Origin of the sequence: Frigoribacterium sp. PvP032 (genome assembly GCF_017833035.1) — a bacterium.
Taxonomy (GTDB): domain Bacteria; phylum Actinomycetota; class Actinomycetes; order Actinomycetales; family Microbacteriaceae; genus Frigoribacterium.
Map to the genome: position 1 here is coordinate 475,394 of NZ_JAFIBM010000001.1, position 14,157 is coordinate 489,550.

At 73.3% G+C, this 14,157-nt stretch carries 14 protein-coding genes; 10 read left to right on the forward strand and 4 right to left on the reverse strand.

All coding sequences use genetic code 11. The features are described 5' to 3' along the window. Nucleotides 1-12 precede the first annotated feature (12 nt). A complete protein-coding gene (locus tag JOE35_RS02230; RefSeq protein WP_307802903.1) occupies nucleotides 13-1,278 on the forward strand; it encodes an ROK family transcriptional regulator in 1,266 nt (421 codons plus the stop codon). Between the two features lie 7 nt (nucleotides 1,279-1,285). Here JOE35_RS02230 and JOE35_RS02235 read toward each other — a convergent pair whose 3' ends face one another. Further along, nucleotides 1,286-2,002 carry a metal-dependent transcriptional regulator gene (locus JOE35_RS02235; RefSeq protein WP_209559622.1) on the reverse strand — a complete coding sequence of 239 codons (717 nt, stop codon included), beginning with the start codon at nucleotides 2,000-2,002 and terminating at the stop codon, nucleotides 1,286-1,288. A 208-nt stretch (nucleotides 2,003-2,210) separates the two neighbouring features. Continuing rightward, nucleotides 2,211-3,683: a xylulokinase gene (locus JOE35_RS02240; RefSeq protein ID WP_209559623.1), complete on the reverse strand. Its 1,473-nt coding sequence runs from the start codon at nucleotides 3,681-3,683 to the stop codon at nucleotides 2,211-2,213. 145 nt (nucleotides 3,684-3,828) lie between these two features. Here JOE35_RS02240 and JOE35_RS02245 point away from each other — a divergent pair, with 145 nt between their 5' ends. Then, the gene (locus JOE35_RS02245; RefSeq protein ID WP_209559624.1) at nucleotides 3,829-5,115 is read left to right on the forward strand and encodes an adenylosuccinate synthase; all 1,287 of its coding nucleotides are present in this window, start codon (nucleotides 3,829-3,831) and stop codon (nucleotides 5,113-5,115) included. Between the two features lie 242 nt (nucleotides 5,116-5,357). On the opposite strand, the gene JOE35_RS02250 is transcribed toward JOE35_RS02245, so the two are convergent. Beyond that, a complete protein-coding gene (locus JOE35_RS02250; RefSeq protein WP_209559625.1) occupies nucleotides 5,358-5,966 on the reverse strand; it encodes a maleylpyruvate isomerase family mycothiol-dependent enzyme in 609 nt (202 codons plus the stop codon). A gap of 36 nt (nucleotides 5,967-6,002) precedes the next feature. On the opposite strand from JOE35_RS02250, the gene JOE35_RS02255 reads away from it, so the two are divergent. From JOE35_RS02255 to JOE35_RS02270, 4 genes are all read left to right on the forward strand, one after another. Further along, nucleotides 6,003-6,635 (forward strand): GNAT family N-acetyltransferase, encoded by a 633-nt coding sequence (locus tag JOE35_RS02255; protein ID WP_209559626.1) that lies wholly within the window; start codon nucleotides 6,003-6,005, stop codon nucleotides 6,633-6,635. A gap of 25 nt (nucleotides 6,636-6,660) precedes the next feature. Then, nucleotides 6,661-7,080 carry an organic hydroperoxide resistance protein gene (locus JOE35_RS02260; protein WP_280870235.1) on the forward strand — a complete coding sequence of 140 codons (420 nt, stop codon included), beginning with the start codon at nucleotides 6,661-6,663 and terminating at the stop codon, nucleotides 7,078-7,080. 206 nt (nucleotides 7,081-7,286) lie between these two features. Then, complete coding sequence (locus JOE35_RS02265; RefSeq protein ID WP_123548564.1) at nucleotides 7,287-7,652, forward strand: chorismate mutase; 366 nt, start codon at nucleotides 7,287-7,289, stop codon at nucleotides 7,650-7,652. Further along, nucleotides 7,649-8,740 carry a beta-propeller fold lactonase family protein gene (locus JOE35_RS02270; RefSeq protein WP_209559628.1) on the forward strand — a complete coding sequence of 364 codons (1,092 nt, stop codon included), beginning with the start codon at nucleotides 7,649-7,651 and terminating at the stop codon, nucleotides 8,738-8,740. The genes JOE35_RS02265 and JOE35_RS02270 overlap by 4 nt, the downstream gene beginning before the upstream one ends. 17 nt (nucleotides 8,741-8,757) lie before the next feature. On the opposite strand, the gene JOE35_RS02275 is transcribed toward JOE35_RS02270, so the two are convergent. After that, complete coding sequence (locus JOE35_RS02275; RefSeq protein ID WP_245186025.1) at nucleotides 8,758-9,342, reverse strand: TetR/AcrR family transcriptional regulator; 585 nt, start codon at nucleotides 9,340-9,342, stop codon at nucleotides 8,758-8,760. 87 nt (nucleotides 9,343-9,429) lie between these two features. On the opposite strand from JOE35_RS02275, the gene JOE35_RS02280 reads away from it, so the two are divergent. The 4 genes from JOE35_RS02280 to JOE35_RS02295 all read left to right on the forward strand — a co-directional run bounded on the left by JOE35_RS02280 (nucleotide 9,430) and on the right by JOE35_RS02295 (nucleotide 14,155). Then, the gene (locus JOE35_RS02280) at nucleotides 9,430-11,007 is read left to right on the forward strand and encodes an MFS transporter (protein ID WP_209559629.1); all 1,578 of its coding nucleotides are present in this window, start codon (nucleotides 9,430-9,432) and stop codon (nucleotides 11,005-11,007) included. 165 nt (nucleotides 11,008-11,172) lie between these two features. Further along, the gene (locus JOE35_RS02285) at nucleotides 11,173-12,255 is read left to right on the forward strand and encodes a 3-isopropylmalate dehydrogenase (RefSeq protein WP_209559630.1); all 1,083 of its coding nucleotides are present in this window, start codon (nucleotides 11,173-11,175) and stop codon (nucleotides 12,253-12,255) included. After that, nucleotides 12,252-13,388 carry a branched-chain amino acid aminotransferase gene (locus JOE35_RS02290; RefSeq protein WP_209559631.1) on the forward strand — a complete coding sequence of 379 codons (1,137 nt, stop codon included), beginning with the start codon at nucleotides 12,252-12,254 and terminating at the stop codon, nucleotides 13,386-13,388. Before JOE35_RS02285 ends, JOE35_RS02290 begins: the two co-directional genes overlap by 4 nt. After that, nucleotides 13,385-14,155 carry a fumarylacetoacetate hydrolase family protein gene (locus JOE35_RS02295; RefSeq protein ID WP_123548570.1) on the forward strand — a complete coding sequence of 257 codons (771 nt, stop codon included), beginning with the start codon at nucleotides 13,385-13,387 and terminating at the stop codon, nucleotides 14,153-14,155. Before JOE35_RS02290 ends, JOE35_RS02295 begins: the two co-directional genes overlap by 4 nt. The last annotated feature ends 2 nt before the right edge of the window (nucleotides 14,156-14,157 follow it).

Genomic DNA, 14,157 nt, shown 5'->3' on the forward strand with positions numbered 1-14,157 from the left:
CCCGATAGCCTGGTGACCAGGGAGGCCGCGGTGCAGGACGAGGCGAATGGCAGGACAGGCGCTCTGGCGACGGCGCTGCCCGATGCAGGAGGCGCCCCTCCCGCCGGTCGCGCCCGCCCCCTCCTCGACCGCCCTCGCGGCTCGAACCTCTCCACGGTGCTCGGCATCGTGCACGGCGCCGGACCGACCTCTCGCAGCGAGCTGACGCGCCTGACCGGCCTCAACCGCTCGACCATCGCCGCCCTCGTGGGCGAGCTCGTCGAGCGCGGCCTCGCCGTCGAGTCGGAGCCCGTCGCGGCCAACCGGGTCGGCCGCCCCAGCCCGGTCGTCAGCGCCTCACCTGATGTCGTGGCCTTCGCAGTGAACCCTGAGATCGACGCCGTGACCGTCGGCCGGGTCGGGCTCGACGGGGTCGTGCAGCGCAGGGTCCGGCACGAGACCGACGGCGTGCCCACGGCGCTCGAGGCGGCCGAGATCGCGGCCCGCCTCGTCCGGGAGCTCGTCGACGAGGTGCCCGCAGCCCGGGTCGTCGGCGTCGGCGCCGCCGTGCCGGGCCTCGTGCACGCGGACGGCGGCCTCGTCCGGCTCGCGCCGCACCTCGGCTGGGTCGACGAGCCGTTCGCGCGCCTCCTGTCAGACGCCACCGGCCTGCCCGCCCGGGCCGCCAACGACGCGAGCACCGCCGTCGTCGCCGAGGGCCTCTTCGGCGCCGGCGCCGGGGCGAGCGACCTCGTGTTCCTCAACGGAGGCGCGAGCGGCGTCGGCGGGGGAGTGGTCGTCGACGGCCACCCCCTGCGCGGCCGCGACGGCTTCGCCGGCGAGATCGGCCACACGCTCGTCGAGTCGGCCGGGCGGCTCTGCCACTGCGGCGCCGTCGGCTGCCTCGAGACCGAGGTCGGCCAGGCGGAGCTGCTGACCGTCACCGGCCTGTCCCGCGCCCAGGCCGACGAGCTCGACGCCGCGCTCGCGACGGCGCTCGCCGAGGGCGACGCCGACGTGCGGCGCGAGGTCGAGCGGCAGGTCGACTACGTGGCGGTCGCGCTCCGCAACGTGCTCAACGCCTTCAACCCGTCGGTGATCGTGCTCGGCGGGTTCCTCGGGTCGCTGCAGGCCGCGGCGCCGGACCGGCTGCTCGACCGCGTGACCGCACAGGCGCTGCCCGGGCCGCGCGACGGCGTGCAGCTGCGACGTGCCGCGCTCGGCGCCGACCGGCTGATGATCGGGGCCGCGGAGCTGGCGTTCGCCGACCTCCTGGCCGACCCGGCCCGCGCCTCCTGACCCGGCGTCAGGCGGAGGCGGCCGCCGCGTGCCCGTGCTCGTCGCGCGTCGCCCAGACGGCGACCGCGGCCGGCCCGGCGAGGTCGACCGTGCCGTCGTCGAGCTCGACCCGCAGCGACCCCGCGTAGTCGCGGCGCTCGGCGACCCTGACGTGCGCGCCGACCCGCAGCTGCAGCGAGCCGAGGTAGCGGAGCAGCTCGGGCTCGTCGTCCGAGACGCGGACCACGTGGCCGCACTCGCCCTCGACGAACTCCTGCAGCGTGTGGGCGACGGGCCGCACGACGGTGCCGTCGGCCTGCGGGATCGGGTCGCCGTGCGGGTCCGCCGTGGGGCGCCCCAGCTCGACGTCGAAGGCCTCGAGCAGGCGGTCGCTGACGGCGTGCTCGAGCACCTCGGCCTCGTCGTGCACCTCGTCCCACGCGTAGCCGAGCCGCTCGACGAGGTACGTCTCGATCAGGCGGTGGCGGCGCACCATGCCGACGGCGACGTGCCGGCCGAGCTCGCTCAGCGCGATGCTGCGGTACGGCGTGTAGTCGATGAACCCGTCGCGCTCGAGCTTGCGGAGGTTGCCCGACACCGTCGACGCGCCCACCCCGAGCGTCGCCGCGATCTCGTTCGTCGTGATGCCGGGGGAGCCCTCTGCCGCCCACTCCTCGGCCTTCCAGATGACCTTGAGGTAGTCCTCGGTCATCGTCGAGCGGGTGGGTCCCGGTTCCGGTGGCATGTCCCGATCCTAGGTCCCGCCTCCTGCGCCCCCACGCCCCTGCGCCCCCTCGTGCGCCCCCTCCTGCGCGTCCCGTCCGTCGAGGGCGGGTCGTCGTGCTCGAGGGCGGGTCGCCGCGGACCCGCCCTCGACCACTCTGACCCGCCCTCGACCGACAGCAGCGTGCAGCGTGCGCCGCAGGGCCGCGGCGTGCGGCTCAGCGCGGCGCTCAGCGCGGCAGCGACCCCAGCGCCTGGGCCGCCCGGTAGCGCTCGCCGATCGCGGGCACGAGGTCCGGCTCCGAGGAGGCGCGGGTCGACACCGCCCACCCCGGTCGCGTCCCGGAGAGGGCCCAGGCCGCCTGCCGTGCCGCACCGTCCGCGACGTACTCGCCCGGCGCGGGCACCGTCACCGGCACGTCGAGCACCTGGGCCGCGACGGCCTGCACGGCCGGGTTCAGCGCGGCGCCGCCGATCAGCAGCACGCGCCGCACCTCCACCCCCTGGTCGCGCACGGCGGCGGCACCGTCGGCGAGGGCGGACAGCATCCCCTCGACGGCAGCCCTCGCGAGGTTCTCGCGGGTGGTCGAGGCGAGCGTCAGCCCCGAGAGCGTCGCCGTCGCGTCGGGCAGGTCGGGCGTGCGCTCGCCCTCGAAGTACGGCACGAGCGAGACCCCGCCGGCACCGGGCTCCGCGGCGAGCGCGAGCCGGGCGAACTCGTCGTGGTCGACGCCGAGCAGCGTGCCGACCGACGACAGCACGCGGGCTGCGTTGAGGGTGGCGACGAGCGGCAGGAACCCGCCGGCCGCGTCGGCGAACCCGGCGACCGTGCCCGAGCCGTCGCGGACGGGCGCGTCCGTCACGGCGAACGCCGTCCCGCTGGTCCCGATGCTGATGACGAGGTCGCCGACGCCGGCGTCCAGCCCGAGGGCCGCGCCGGCGTTGTCGCCGGCGCCCGCCCCGACCAGGACCCCCTCGGGGACCGGCCCGTGCGCGACCGTCGTGCCTGCCGCCTCCGACGGTCCCAGCACCCGCGGCAGCACGACGGCGTCGCCGGAACCGGCCCCCGCGGTCGCTTCCCGCCCGGCCCGCCCGAGCGCCCGCTCGAACAGCTCCAGGTCGTACGCCTCGTCGCCCGGGCTCCAGTACGAGGTGCCGCTGGCGTCGCTGCGGTCGGTGACGAGCGCCTCCAGGTCGGGGCCGAGCGGCGAGGAGGCGGCGGGCCCGTGCCCGAGGAGCCGCCAGGTCAGCCAGTCGTGCGGCAGCGCCACCGCGGCGACGCGTGCCGCGTTCGCGGGCTCGGCGTCGCGCAGCCAGCGCAGCTTCGTGGCCGTGAAGGAGGCGACGGGCACCGAGCCGGTCCGTCGCGCCCACTCCTCGGCCCCGAGCTCGGCGGTCAGGTCGCGTGCGGCGGGGGCGCTGCGGGTGTCGTTCCAGAGCAGCGCGTCGCGTACGACCACGCCGTCGGAGTCGAGCACGACCATGCCGTGCTGCTGCCCGGCGACCGAGATCGCGGCGACGTCGTCGAGGCCGCCGGCCGCGTCGATCGCCTCGACGAGGGCGTCCCACCAGGCGTCGGGCGGCACCTCGGTGCCCTCCGGGTGCCGGGCGGTGCCCTGGCGCACCAGCTCTCCGGTGACGGTGTCGCGGATCACGACCTTGCAACTCTGGGTCGAGGAGTCGACCCCGGCGACGAGACTCATGGCCGTAGTTTGTCGTATCGCGCAACGAATTCCTAGAGCGGTGCCGGGCGGCGTGGCGCGCCTCCTCGTCGGTAGACTCAAGTGCACCTGACACGGTGCACGCGTGCCTCACCCAGGTGCGATCGCCGACCGCGAGGAGACGACCATGCCCGCAGTAGTCATCATCGGAGCCCAGTGGGGCGACGAAGGCAAGGGCAAGGCGACCGACCTGCTCGGCAGCCGCATCGACTACGTCGTCAAGTTCAACGGCGGCAACAACGCGGGCCACACGGTCGTCATCGGCGACCAGAAGTACGCCCTGCACCTGCTGCCCTCCGGCATCCTGTCGCCCGGCGTCACGCCGGTCATCGGCAACGGCGTCGTCATCGACATCGAGGTGCTCTTCGACGAGCTCGACGCGCTGATCGCCCGTGGCGTCGACGTCTCGAAGCTCAAGGTCAGCGCCAACGCGCACGTCATCACGCACTACCACCGCACCCTCGACAAGGTGACCGAGCGGTTCCTCGGCAAGCGCCAGATCGGCACGACCGGTCGCGGCATCGGCCCGACCTACGCCGACAAGATCAACCGCGTCGGCATCCGTGTGCAGGACATCTTCGACGAGGGCATCCTGCGCCAGAAGGTCGAGGCGGCCCTCGACCAGAAGAACCACCTGCTCGTCAAGATCTACAACCGCCGTGCGATCGAGGCCGACGAGATCGTCGACTCGCTGCTCTCGTACGCCGAGCGGCTGAAGCCCATGGTGGCCGACACGGCGCTCGAGATCCACCAGGCGCTCGAGGCCGACAAGACCGTCCTCTTCGAGGCCGGCCAGGCGACCATGCTCGACGTCGACCACGGCACGTACCCGTTCGTCACGTCGTCCTCCGCGACCGCAGGAGGCGCCTCCACCGGCTCCGGCATCGGTCCCGGCCGCATCCAGCGCGTCATCGGGATCGTCAAGGCGTACACGACCCGTGTCGGCGCCGGTCCCTTCCCGACCGAGCTGTTCGACGCCTCCGGCGAGTTCCTCCGGGCCAACGGCTTCGAGTTCGGCACGACCACCGGTCGTCCGCGTCGCTGCGGCTGGTACGACGCCCCGATCGCCCGGTACTCGGCGCGGATCAACGGCGTGACCGACTTCGTCCTGACCAAGCTCGACGTGCTCACGGGCCTCGAGACGATCCCGGTCTGCGTCGCCTACGACGTCGACGGCGTGCGTCACGACGAGGTCCCGGTGTCGCAGAGCGACTTCCACCACGCCGTGCCGATCTACGAGGAGTTCCCCGGCTGGAGCGAGGACATCACCGGAGCACGCGAGTTCAGCGACCTGCCGCAGGCCGCACAGGACTACGTCCTCGCCGTCGAGGCGATGAGCGGCGCCCGCATCTCGGCGATCGGGGTCGGCCCCGGTCGCGAGGCCGTCGTCGTCCGCCACGACCTCCTCCCCTGACCCGCCCCAGCCCGCCCAGCACCTGGCACGTGGCCCCGGCCCGCGGCGCTGGTCGTCCGGGCGCTGGTCGTCCGCCTCCGCCTCCGCCTCTCCTCATTCAGGAACGTGAGTCCTGAGTTCGCACAGCTCGGGACTCCCGCTCCTGATCCGTGCACGATTCAGGAACCAGCACGCCCAACTTCCTGAATAGCGCTGCAACCGAGCCAGACGCAGAGCCGGCAGCCGAGGAGGCGCCGCCCGCCTCAGACGACGCTGAACCCGTCCCCGAGCCGGCCGCGTCCCGTCAGCGCGAGCAGCACCTCCTCGCCGTGGCCCTGCATCGTCGCGGTCCGGGCGGCGAGCGCCGCGGTGTCGGCGACGGCAGCCGACGGCAGCGTGTGCGTCAGCCCGGTCGCGCGAGACAGGTCGATCGTGTGCACGACGAGCTCGAACACGCGAGTCCGCAGGTACTCGCCGAGCGGGATCCCCATGCCGCCGAGCGACACGATCCGGTTGCCCGGAGCCCGGTCGAGAGCCGCACGCGACTCGGCGAGCGCCTCGGCGACCCGGCCGGCGGGGTCGTCGCCGAGCCAGCGGCCGGCCTCGACGCCCCGGGCGTGCACGCCGTCCGCGTCCGTGAACTGCGATGCGTACGCCGAGTACCAGGCCTCGGCCGACGGGATGGTCACGTCGCTCGGCTCGTCGAGCCCGAGGTAGGTCGAGACGGTGAGCACGGCCCGGGAGGCGTGCCCTGCCAGGTCGCGGACGGTCCAGCGGTCGAGGCCGGGCTCGTCCCACTGCTCGGGGCGGACTCGCGACAGGAGGTCGACGAACGACTCGGCCGACTGGCCGAAGGTGCGGGGAGTGGTCACGTGCACATCCTGCTCCGCCCCTGCCAGGATCGACCCATGTCGCTGTCCGGCCCGCTGCCCCCCGTCCCCCTCGTCGGCCGTCTCGTGACGGTCGCCCCGCTCAGCCGCGACGACCTGCCCGAGCTGCACCGGGCGATCGGCCGGCCCGAGGTCTTCGCCGGCGGCTGGGGCGGCGGCGCGGCGGCGTACCGCGACGGCTACGACGCGTGGGCCGAGTTCATGCGCGGCTACCTGCTCTGGGACGAGGGCCTCGTCTACGGCGTCCGTCGCGCCGTCCCGGCAGGGGAGGCCCCGGGTGAGCTCGTCGGCACGACCACCGTCGGCCTCGTCGACCTCCGCTGCGAGAGCGCGCACGTCGGCTGGACCGCCTACGCACCCGAGGTCTGGGGCACCGGCGTCAACGTCGAGACGAAGCTCCTCGTGCTCGGCTCGCTCTTCGAGCACGGCCTCGGGCGTGTCCAGCTCCAGGCCGACGCGCTCAACGTGCGGTCGCGCGCGGCGATCACCAAGCTCGGCGCGACCCTCGAGGGAGTGCTCCGCCGGGCCCAGCCGCGGGCCGACGGCTCGTGGCGCGACACCGCCGTCTACTCGATCCTCGCCGACGAGTGGCCGGGCGTCCGGGATGGTCTCACGCGCCGTCTGGAGACTGTTCAGCAACCGTCCAGATGAGGGGTCGACTGTTGCTCTCATGACTCTGGAGATCGCTTACACCGCCATCGCCCACGCCACCGGCGGGGGCCGTGACGGCCACGTCCGCAGCGAGGACGACACCCTGGACTTCGAGACGCGTCCTCCCAAGGAGATGGGCGGGTCCGGCGAGGGCACCAACCCCGAGCAGCTCTTCGCAGCCGGCTACGCCGCGTGCTTCCTCAGCGCGATGCACGCGGTCGCCCGCAAGCTCGAGGTCGACACGAAGGACTCGTCGGTCAGCGCGAGCGTCGGCATCGGCCCGAACGGCGAGGGCGGCTTCGGCCTCGCCGTCGAGCTCGACATCTACACGCCGAACGTCCCGGCCGACCGCCGCCAGGAGCTCGCCGACGCCGCGCACCACGTGTGCCCGTACTCGAACGCCACCCGCGGCAACGTCGAGGTCACGCTGACCCTCGTCGACTGACGCAGCAGCAGCAGCAGCACAGCAGCAGCGAAGGAGGCGCGTCCCGCGATCGCGGGACGCGCCTCCTCGTCTGCCCGCCCGCCCTCGCGGTCGGCCCCGACGCGTCGCATCACGTTCCGAGCATCACGTCCCGCCCCCGTGGGACGCGATGCTCGGAACACGATGCGGCACGCCCCGCCGCGGGGGCGCCCCGATAGGGTCGGTGCATGGCACTCGACAGTCCCCTCGGCGCGGACAGCCCCCTCACGACCGACGACCGCGAGGCGATCGACGAGCTCTCGAGCATCCGTCAGAGCATCGACAACATCGACGCAGCGCTCGTGCACCTGCTCGCCGAGCGCTTCAAGTTCACGCAGTCGGTGGGGCACCTCAAGGCCGCGGCGGGCATGCCGGCCAGCGACCCCGAGCGCGAGCGCGTGCAGATCCAGCGCCTCCGTCAGCTCGCCGAGGAGTCGCACCTCGACCCGGCCTTCGCCGAGAAGTTCCTCGGCTTCATCGTCGGCGAGGTCATCCAGCACCACCAGCGCATCGCGAACGACGCCGCAGGGTCCTCGTCCGAGGGCCGGGCGTGAGCGACGCCGCAGCCGGGCGAGACTCCGCAGCCGGGCAGGGTGCCCCGGCGATCGACTTCCCCGCGGCCGACGGAGGCTCGCCGCAGCGCCTCTACGTCGGCTCGTACACCCCGTCGAGCGGCGGCTCCGGCGCGGGCATCACCGTGCTCGAGCGCACGGCTCCCGGCCAGCCGTGGCAGTCGGTGCAGACCGTCGAGGCCGACGACCCCTCCTTCCTGGTCGCGACCGAGGGCGCGCTGCACGCCGTGTCCGAGACGACGGAGGGGCGGGTCCTGTCGTACACCGTCTCCGCCGGTCGCCTGGTGGCCGCGTCGAGTGTCGCCTCCGGGGGATCCGCGCCCTGTCACGTGCTGTTCGACCCCGCGTCCGGCGCGCTGGTCGTGACGAACTACGTGGGCGGGACGGTCTCCGTCCTCTCGAGCGACCCGTCGCTCACGAGCCGGGTCGCGCACACGGTCGCGCTGCCCGTCGGGCACGGCCCCGTGCAGGAGCGCCAGGAGCGCCCGCACGCGCACCAGGCCTCGCCCACCCCGTGGGGCACCCTGTTGGTCAGCGACCTCGGGACCGACCGCCTGGTCGAGATCGCCGTCGACCCCGTCGCCCTCGTGCCCGAGATCGTCGGCGTGCACCTGCTGCCCGCCGGGGCAGGCCCGCGCCACGTCGTGTGGCTCGGCGACCGCCTCGTCGTGGCCGGCGAGCTCGACGCGCGGCTGCACGTGCTCCAGCGCGTCGGCGAGAAGCTGGTCGTCGACCACAGCGTCGAGGTCTTCGAGGGCTCGGCGTCGGCGTCGGGAGTCTTCCCGTCGCACCTCGACGTCGACGGCGGACGTGTCTACGTCGCCACCCGTGGGCGCGACAGCATCAGCGTCCTCGCGCCCGGCGACGACGGCCGGCTCCAGCTCGTCGGAGAGGCCCCCTGCGGCGGCACCTGGCCGCGGCACTTCGCGATCACGCCCGGAGTGATGTACGTCGCGAACCAGGGCTCGGACACGGTCGCCGTGCTGCCGCTCGACCCCGAGACGGGCGTCCCCGGCGAGCCCCTCGACGTGTTCACGCTCGGCAGCCCCGCCTGCATCCTCCCCGCCTGACCCTCCCGCCCCGCCGCTCAGCGCGCGAGGCTGCGCAGCAGCGCGACGACCTCGTCGACGGAGGCGCGGCCGCGGTGCGAGGCGCCGGCCGAGCCCGGTGCACCAGCCGCGACCGACGCCTCCTCGAACTGGGCGGGGGTGAAGTAGAGCCCGTCCGAGACGAGGCAGACGAGGCTGGCGACGGCGGGGTCGCCGACCTCGTCGAGCACGACCGCGTACCAGCGGTCCTGCATGGCGGTCAGCGCGGCGACGGCCTGCGGCCAGCGTCCGCTCGCGCCGAGCCCGGCCACGGCGGTGATGCACCGGTCGAGCGGGTCGTCCTCGGGGATGGCCGACCTCGAGGAGGTGCGGATGAAGTAGTCGACGACGCCGTCGGCAGCCGAGGTCATCCGTGCCACGTCGTCCTCGAGGAGTGCGCCGAGGCGGGCGACGAGCCCGTCGACGAGCGCCTCGCGTGAGGGGAAGTGGTAGAGCAGCCCGCCCTTCGAGACGTCGGCGGCGGCGGCCACGGCGTCGAACGTGGCGCTGCGCTCGCCGGTCTCGACGACGAGGTGCTCGAACGAGTCGAGCATCTTCTCTCGGGCTGACGGACGCGGGCTCATCCTGTTACTGTACCGTCTGGACGGTGAAGCTGTACCGTCCGGACGGTACAGCCAGCCCCGACGCCCACCACGACCATCGAGAGCCCCATGAGCACCCGCGACGCCCGCCGCACCCCCGACGCGACGACCCCCGCACAGACGACCCCGACCACGACGCCCCCAGCGCCGACCAAGGCCGGCGCCCGCCAGTGGGCCGCCCTCGTCGTCCTGATGCTCCCGGTCCTCCTCGTCTCGGTCGACAACACGGTGCTGAGCTTCGCCCTCCCCGAGATCTCGACCGCGCTGCAGCCCTCCGCGGCCGCGCAGCTCTGGATCGTCGACGTCTACTCCCTCGTCCTCGCGGGCCTGCTCGTCGCGATGGGCTCGCTCGGCGACCGCTTCGGCCGCCGACGCCTCCTCCTCATAGGGGCCAGCGGCTTCGCGGCCGTGTCGGTCGTCGCCGCGTTCGCGCCGAGCGCCGAGGCGCTGATCGCGGCCCGTGCCGTGCTCGGCTTCTTCGGCGCGATGATCATGCCCGCCACGCTGTCGCTGCTGCGCAGCACCTTCACCGACCGCGATCAGCGCCGCCTGGCCATCGCGATCTGGGCGAGCGGCTTCGCGGCCGGCTCCGCGCTCGGCCCGATCGTCGGGGGAGTCCTGCTCGAGCACTTCGCCTGGGGCTCGATCTTCCTCATCGCCGTGCCGGTGCTGCTGCCCCTGCTCGTCGCCGCGCCGATCCTCGTCGTCGAGAGCCGTGACCCTGCCCCCGGTCCGTTCGACCTCGTCTCGGTCCTGCTCTCCCTGCTCGCGATGGCCCCGGTCGTCGCCGCGATCAAGCAGCTCGCGACGCACGGTCCCGGCCTCGACGTGCTGGCCCTCGCGGTCGTCGGCGTCACGGCGGGCTGGTTGTTCGTCCGCCGTCAGCTTCGGCGTCCGCGCCCGCTGCTCGACGTGCGGCTGTTCACGAACCCGGTCTTCGCGGGCTCGATCGTCGTCAACCTGCTGGCCATCACCTCCCTGGTGGGCTTCCTGTTCTTCACGACGCAGCACCTGCAGCTCGTCGTGGGCCTCCGTCCGCTGCACGCTGCGCTGACCCTGTTGCCCGGCCTCGTCGTCATGGTGCTGTCCGGGCTCGCGGTCGTGCCGCTCGTCCGCCGGGTAGCACCGCGCAGCATCGTCGCCGTCGGCCTCGCAGCCGCGGCCGTCGCCTACGGAGCGGTCTGGCTGTCCGGCGCCGACGCCCCGGTGTGGGTCTTCGTCGTCAGCTTCGCCCTGGTCGGCCTCGGCGTCGGGGCCGCCGAGACCATCTCGAACGACCTGATCATCGCGGCGGTCCCCGCCGACCGCGCGGGAGCCGCCTCGGCCGTCTCCGAGACCGCCTACGAGGTCGGGGCGGTGCTCGGCACGGCCGTCCTCGGCAGCATGCTCACGGCGATCTACCGCGGCGCCCTCGTGGTGCCCGACTCGGTGCCCGCCGACGCCGCCTCTGCCGCCCGCGAGACCCTCGGCGGAGCCGTCGCCGCCGCCGAGCCCCTCGAGCCGTCGCTCGCGACAGCCCTGCTCGACGCCGCGACGCACGCCTTCGACACCGGTCTCGTCGCGACCGCCGCGGTCGGCGCCGGCGTGATGGTGCTCGCCGTCGTGGTCGCCCTCGTGGCCCTCCGTCGGGCCTCCGCGCACGACTGACCCGCAGGAGGCGCGAGGCACGCCCCGCAGGAGGCGCGAGCCAGCTCTCCCAGGAGGCGCGAGTCGCTCCCCGGCGACCGCCCGCGACCCCCTGCAGGAGGCGCGGCGCCCCTCCCCGCGCAGGTACAGTGAAGGGTCACCCGCCTCGCCGACCCCAGGAGTCCCATGTCGCGCACCGTCCGCCTCGCCGCCGTCCCCGGCGACGGCATCGGCCCCGAGGTCGTCGCCGAGGCGCTGAAGGTGCTCGAGGTCGCGGCAGGTGCCGACGCCTCCTTCGAGGTGACGCCGTTCGAGCTCGGCGCGACGCGCTACCTCGAGACCGGCGACATCCTCACCGACGACGACCTGGCGGCGCTCGCCTCGCACGACGCGATCCTGCTCGGCGCCGTCGGCGGCGACCCGCGTGACCCCCGCCTCAAGGGCGGCATCATCGAGCGCGGCCTGCTGCTGAAGCTCCGCTTCGCGTTCGACCACTACGTCAACCTCCGCCCGACGACCGTGTACCCGGGTGTCCCGTCGCCGCTGTCGGACCCGGGCGAGGTCGACTTCGTCGTCGTCCGCGAGGGCACAGAGGGCCCCTACGTCGGCAACGGCGGCTCGCTCCGTGCCGGCACGCCGCACGAGATCGCCAACGAGGTGAGCGTCAACACCGCGCACGGCGTCGAGCGCGTCGTCCGCTTCGCGTTCGAGAAGGCGCGCAGCCGCCGGGGTCGCCTGACCCTGGTGCACAAGACCAACGTCCTCGTCTTCGCGGGCGGCCTCTGGCAGCGGATCGTCGACGCCGTCGCCGCCGAGTACCCCGACGTCGAGGTCGACTACCAGCACGTCGACGCGGCGACCATCCACCTGGTCGTCGACCCGGCCCGCTTCGACGTGATCGTCACCGACAACCTGTTCGGCGACATCCTCACCGACCTCGCCGGAGCGATCAGCGGCGGCATCGGGCTCGCGGCATCGGGCAACCTCAACCCGAGCGGGGCGTTCCCGAGCATGTTCGAGCCCGTGCACGGCTCGGCGCCGGACATCGCCGGCCAGCAGCTCGCCGATCCGACCGCTGCGGTCCTGTCCGTCGCGCTCCTCCTCGACCACCTGGGCCTCGAGGAGGCGGCGGCACGGGTCCGCGAGGCCGTCGAGGCCGACATCGCCTCGCGTCAGCAGTCCGCGGGCACCCGCCGCAGCACGTCCGAGATCGGCACGGCGATCGCCGACCGCGTCGCCGCCCTCACCCGCCAGGAGGCCGCATCATGAGCCAGACCCCCGACACCGCCACGACAGCCGACGCCACGACCGCCGAGTTCGGCCTCAGCTTCGAGCTGACCCCGTCCGAGTCGGTCCGCGACAGCGCCGAGCGCGAGGTCATCCTCAGCGATCCCGGCTTCGGCAAGCACTTCACCGACCACATGGTCTCGATCCGCTGGACCCTCGACGAGGGCTGGCACGCCGCGCGCGTGCACCCGTACGGGCCGCTCCAGCTCGACCCGGCGGCGTCGGTGCTGCACTACGCACAAGAGATCTTCGAGGGCATGAAGGCCTACCGCCACGCGGACGGCTCGATCTGGTCCTTCCGCCCCGACGCGAACGGCCGCCGCCTCCAGCGCTCGGCCCGGCGCCTGGCGCTGCCCGAGCTCTCGACCGACGACTTCGTCGAGAGCGTCAAGCAGCTGGTGCGGGTCGACAGCTCATGGGTGCCGAGCGCGCCCGAGACGAGCCTCTACCTGCGGCCGTTCATGATCGCGAGCGAGAGCTTCCTCGGCGTCCGCGCGGCCCAGCAGGTCGACTACCACGTGATCGCGAGCCCGGCCGGCGCGTACTTCACCGGAGGCGTGGCCCCGGTCTCGATCTGGCTCACCACGAACTACGCCCGCGCGGGCAAGGGCGGCACGGGGGCCGCCAAGACGGGCGGCAACTACGCCTCGTCGCTGCTGCCGCAGCAGGAGGCCTACGAGAACGGCTGCCAGCAGGTGCTGTTCCTCGACTCGTCCGAGAGCACCTACATCGAAGAGCTCGGCGGCATGAACGTCGTGCTCGTCTACGCGGACGGCACCCTGGTCACCCCCGACAGCGACTCGATCCTCGAGGGCATCACCCGCGACTCGATCCTCGAGCTCGCCGAGGCGCGTGGCCACCGGGTCGAGCGCCGCCGGGTGTCGCTCGACGAGTGGCGTGACGGGGTCGAGAACGGCGACATCGTCGAGGTCTTCGCCTGCGGCACCGCCGCCGTGGTCGTCCCGATCGCCGAGCTCAAGGGCGAGGGCTTCCTCGTGGGCTCGCCCGCCGCCGAGGGCGGACCCCTCACGATGTCGCTGCGCGAAGAGCTCACCGACATCCAGTACGGGCGTCGTGAAGACGTCCACGGATGGATGACGAGGCTCGACGCATGAAGATCGCACGGTTCGCGACCCCCGGAGAAGACCCCCGCTACGGCATCGTCGACGAGCGCGAGCTGATCGTGCTCGCGGGCGACCCGATGTACAGCGGCTACGAGACCACGGGCGAGCGCGTCTCGCTCCGCTCGGCCAAGCTGCTCGCGCCGGTCATCCCGCGCTCGAAGGTGGTGGGCGTGGGCCTGAACTACCACGACCACGCCGACGAGCTGGGGCAGACCCCGCCGGAGGCGCCCCTGCTGTTCCTGAAGCCGAACACGACCGTCATCGGCTTCGGCGACTCCATCCAGCTGCCGCCCGACATCGGGCAGGTCGACTTCGAGGGCGAGCTCGCCATCGTGATCGGCTCGATCGCCAAGCGCGTCAAGGCCGAGGACTACCAGGACGTGGTCTTCGGCTACACGATCGCGAACGACGTCACCGCCCGCGACGTCCAGTCGGCCGACGGCCAGTGGACGCGCGCGAAGGGCTACGACACGTTCCTGCCGCTCGGCCCGTACATCGAGAACGAGTTCGACTGGAGCGACGCGACCATCGAGACCCGAGTCGACGGCGAGGTCAAGCAGCGCGAGTCGACGATGCAGATGATCCACAAGATCCCCGAGCTGATCGAGTACGTGACCGACGTGTTCACGCTGCTGCCCGGCGACGTGATCCTCACCGGCACGCCGGCCGGCATCGGCCCGTTCACCGCCGGCGAGACCGTCGAGGTCGCGATCTCGGGCATCGGCTCGCTGATCAACCCCGCCAAGAACCGCGTCTAGGC